Source organism: Paenirhodobacter huangdaonensis, from assembly GCF_004022465.1.
Classification (GTDB): domain Bacteria; phylum Pseudomonadota; class Alphaproteobacteria; order Rhodobacterales; family Rhodobacteraceae; genus Rhodobacter; species Rhodobacter huangdaonensis.
The window spans coordinates 1-4016 of sequence record NZ_SAVA01000026.1; the positions used below are offsets into that span (position 1 = coordinate 1).

Here is a 4016-nt window from a genome sequence, read left to right on the forward strand (position 1 = left end):
AATCCGTGACGGCTGAAGCCGAAGCTGAACGGAGAAGACCATGTGTGGCATCGTTGGCCTCTTTCTGAAGAAGGACGCTTTGCGGCCCCGGCTCGGGGACATGCTCACCGACATGCTGATCACCATGACCGACCGCGGCCCGGACAGTGCCGGGATCGCGATCTATGGCGATGCGTCGGAGGGGCTGAAGATGACGGTCCAGTCGGACACGCCCAAGACGGGGTTTGCCGGGCTCGAGGCGGCGCTTGGCGCGGCGCTCGGCGCGCCGGTTACCATGGCGGTGATCGACACCCATGCGGTGCTGACGATCCCGGCGGGGGCCGAGGCGGCGGCGCGCGCCTTTGCGGCCGAGACGGGCCTGCGGGTGATGGGCGTCGGGTCTGCGATGGAGATCTTCAAGGAGGTCGGGCTGCCGAAGGAGGTGGCGGCGCGCTTCGGGATCCGGGCGATGGCGGGCAGCCATGGCATCGGCCACACGAGGATGGCGACGGAATCGGCGGTGACCACGATGGGGGCGCATCCGTTCTCGACCGGCGCCGACCAGTGTCTTGTGCACAATGGCTCGCTGTCGAACCACAATGCGATGCGCCGGGTGCTGAGCGCGAAGGGCTTTGCGCCGCAGACGCAGAACGACACCGAGGTGGCGGCCTGCTACATCTCCTCGCGGCTTGCCGAGGGCGCGAACCTCGGGGAGGCACTCGAAGGCACGCTTCAGGATCTCGACGGCTTCTTCACCTTCGTCGTCGGCACGAAGAATGGCTTCGGCGTGGTGCGCGACCCGATCGCGTGCAAGCCTGCGGTGATGGCCGAGACCGAGGATTACGTCGCCTTCGGCTCGGAATACCGCGCTTTCGCCAATCTGCCGGGGATCGAGACCGCCCGCGTCTGGGAACCGGAACCCGCCACCGTCTACTTCTGGGAGCGCTGAGAATGCAGACCCTCGACATGTCCACCCTGGTGCTGCGCGATGTGAACGCGGCGCTGCAGGCCCAGGCCGAGACCACCAACCAGACCGCCTGGGTGGTCGAGAACCCGAAGGGCGCGCATGCCGTGGCCGTCGGCCTCGATGCGCCGATCGAAGTGACCGTGAAGGGCTCGACCGGCTATTATTGTGCCGGCATGAACAAGCAGGCCACCGTGCATGTGACGGGCTCGGCCGGGCCGGGCGTGGCCGAGAACATGATGTCGGGCACCGTCATCATCGAGGGCGACGCCAGCCAATATGCGGGCGCCACCGGCCATGGCGGGCTGCTTGTCATCAAGGGCAATGCGTCGAGCCGCTGCGGCATCTCGATGAAGGGCATCGACATCGTGGTCTTCGGCAATGTCGGGCACATGTCGGCCTTCATGGCGCAATCGGGCAATCTGGTGGTGCTGGGCGATGCCGGCGAGGCGCTTGGCGACAGCCTCTACGAGGCGCGGCTCTTCGTGCGCGGCTCGGTCGCCTCGCTCGGTGCCGATTGCATCGAGAAGGAGATGCGGCCCGAGCATCTGGCGATCCTGACCGAGCTTCTGGAGCGCTCGGGCGCGCCGGCGAAGCCTGAGGAGTTCCGCCGCTACGGCTCGGCCCGCACGCTCTACAATTTCCACGTCGACCACGCCTCGGCGTATTGAGGACCCGACCCATGGACAAGACCCCCCAGACCCTGCCGCGCGACAGCTGGACCTTCTCGCCCGAGATCAACGCCGAGATCCGGCGCGCCGCGGCGACCGGCATCTATGACATCCGCGGCGGCGGTGCGAAGCGGCGGATGCCGCATTTTGACGACCTGCTGTTCCTTGGCGCCTCGATGTCGCGCTATCCGCTCGAGGGCTATCGCGAGAAATGCGGCACCGGGGTGGTGCTCGGCACGCGCTTCGCGAAGAAACCGATTGAGCTGAAGATCCCGGTGACGATCGCCGGGATGAGCTTCGGCGCGCTCTCGGGGCGGGCGAAGGAGGCGCTTGGCCGCGGCGCGACGATGGCCGGCACCTCGACCACCACGGGCGACGGCGGCATGACCGACGAGGAGCGTGGCCATTCGGAAAAGCTCGTCTATCAATACCTGCCGAGCCGCTACGGGATGAACCCCGACGATCTGCGCCGCGCCGATGCGATCGAGATCGTGGTCGGCCAGGGCGCCAAGCCCGGCGGCGGCGGCATGCTTCTGGGCCAGAAGATCACCGAGCGGGTCGCCGGCATGCGCAACCTGCCGGTCGGCATCGACCAGCGCTCGGCCTGCCGGCATCCGGACTGGACCGGGCCCGACGATCTCGAGATCAAGATCCTCGAGATCCGTGAGATCACCAATTGGGAAAAGCCGATCTACATCAAGATCGGCGGCGCACGGCCCTATTATGACACCGCGCTCGCGGTGAAGGCCGGCGCCGATGTCGTGGTGCTTGACGGCATGCAGGGCGGCACCGCGGCGACGCAGGACGTGTTCATCGAGCATGTCGGCCAGCCGACGCTCGCCTGCATCCGGCCCGCGGTGCAGGCGCTGCAGGATCTGGGCATGCACCGCAAGGTGCAGCTGATCGTCTCGGGCGGCATCCGCACCGGCGCCGATGTGGCGAAGGCCCTCGCCCTTGGCGCCGATGCGGTCTCGATCGGCACCGCGGCGCTCGTCGCGCTTGGCGAGAACGACCCGAAATGGGCCGCGGAATATACCAAGCTCGGCACCACGGCGGATGCCTATGACGACTGGCACGAGGGCAAGGACCCGGCCGGCATCACCACCCAGGACCCCGCGCTGATGACGCGGCTCGACCCGGTCGAGGCGGCGCGCCGGCTGCGCAACTATCTTGCCGTGCTGACGCTCGAGGCGCAGACGATCGCGCGCGCCTGCGGCAAGAGCCATGTGCACAATCTCGAGCCCGAGGATCTGTGCGCGCTGACGATCGAGGCGGCGGCGATGGCGGGTGTGCCGCTTGCGGGCACCAGCTGGATCCCCGGCCAGACCGGATTCTGAGGGGGCGGGCGGGGCCGCCCCCGCCCGTGCCGATCTGCCGTCACGTGAGAAAGGGCCACAAGGCCCGCGAGGCCCGAGAGGCCGCAACAGGGAAACGACGATGATCGATCTTGCCGCCTTCGCCCGTGAAAAGGGCGTGAAATACTTCATGATCTCCTACACCGACCTCTTCGGCGCGCAGCGGGCGAAGCTGGTGCCGGCCTCGGCGATTGCCGAGATGCAGGCGGACGGCGCGGGCTTTGCCGGCTTTGCGACGCATCTCGACCTGACGCCGGCGCATCCCGACATGCTCGCCGTGCCCGACGCGCCCTCGGTGATCCAGCTGCCCTGGAAGCGCGATGTCGCCTGGGTCGCCTCGAACTGCGTGATGGAGGGCTCGGATCTCGCGCAGGCGCCGCGCAACGTGCTTTCCCGCCTCATCGCCGAGGCCGCCGAAATGGGGCTCGAGGTGAAGACCGGGGTCGAGCCCGAGTTCTTCCTGCTCACCCCCGACGGGCTCGCGATCTCGGACGCGGCCGACACCGCGGCGAAGCCCTGCTACGACCAGCAGGCGGTGATGCGCCGCTATGACGTGATCGCCGAGATCTGCGATTACATGCTCGAGCTCGGCTGGGAGCCCTATCAGAACGACCACGAGGATGCGAACGGCCAGTTCGAGATGAACTGGAAATACGACGGCGCGATGGCCACCGCCGACAAGCACAGCTTCTTCAAGTTCATGGTGAAATCGGTCGCGGAAAAGCACGGGCTGCGCGCCACCTTCATGCCGAAGCCGATTCAGGGGCTGACCGGCAACGGCTGCCACGCCCATATCTCGGTGTGGGACAGCGCGACCGGCCGGAACGCCTTTGCCGATGACACGAAGGAGCTTGGCCTTTCCGACAGCGGCCGCGCCTTCCTCGGCGGCATCATGAAGCACGCCTCGGCGCTCGCTGTCATCACCAACCCGACGGTGAACAGCTACAAGCGGATCAACGCGCCGCGCACGCTCTCGGGCGCCACCTGGGCACCCAATACCGTGACCTGGACCGGCAACAACCGCACCCATATGGTGCGCGTGCCGGG

4 protein-coding genes are annotated in these 4016 nt (G+C 67.5%); all 4 read left to right on the forward strand.

The window, feature by feature from the left end:
- Positions 1-40 precede the first annotated feature (40 nt).
- Complete coding sequence (locus EOW66_RS20175; RefSeq protein WP_128158074.1) at positions 41-928, forward strand: class II glutamine amidotransferase; 888 nt, start codon at positions 41-43, stop codon at positions 926-928.
- Between the two features lie 2 nt (positions 929-930).
- Positions 931-1614, forward strand: coding sequence for a GltB/FmdC/FwdC-like GXGXG domain-containing protein (locus EOW66_RS20180; RefSeq protein ID WP_128158075.1), 684 nt, complete (start codon positions 931-933; stop codon positions 1612-1614).
- An 11-nt stretch (positions 1615-1625) separates the two neighbouring features.
- Positions 1626-2951: an FMN-binding glutamate synthase family protein gene (locus tag EOW66_RS20185; RefSeq protein WP_128158076.1), complete on the forward strand. Its 1326-nt coding sequence runs from the start codon at positions 1626-1628 to the stop codon at positions 2949-2951.
- Positions 2952-3051: 100 nt separating this feature from the next.
- A partial coding sequence (gene glnT / locus EOW66_RS20190; RefSeq protein ID WP_128158077.1) for a type III glutamate--ammonia ligase occupies positions 3052-4016 on the forward strand: 965 nt, incomplete at its 3' end.

Excerpts from the sequence above, each read along its gene's own strand:
- EOW66_RS20175 (WP_128158074.1), top strand. The coding sequence starts at position 41 with ATGTGTGGCATCGTTGGCCTCTTTCTGAAGAAGGACGCTTTGCGGCCC.
- EOW66_RS20180 (WP_128158075.1), top strand. The coding sequence starts at position 931 with ATGCAGACCCTCGACATGTCCACCCTGGTGCTGCGCGATGTGAACGCG.
- EOW66_RS20185 (WP_128158076.1), top strand. The coding sequence starts at position 1,626 with ATGGACAAGACCCCCCAGACCCTGCCGCGCGACAGCTGGACCTTCTCG.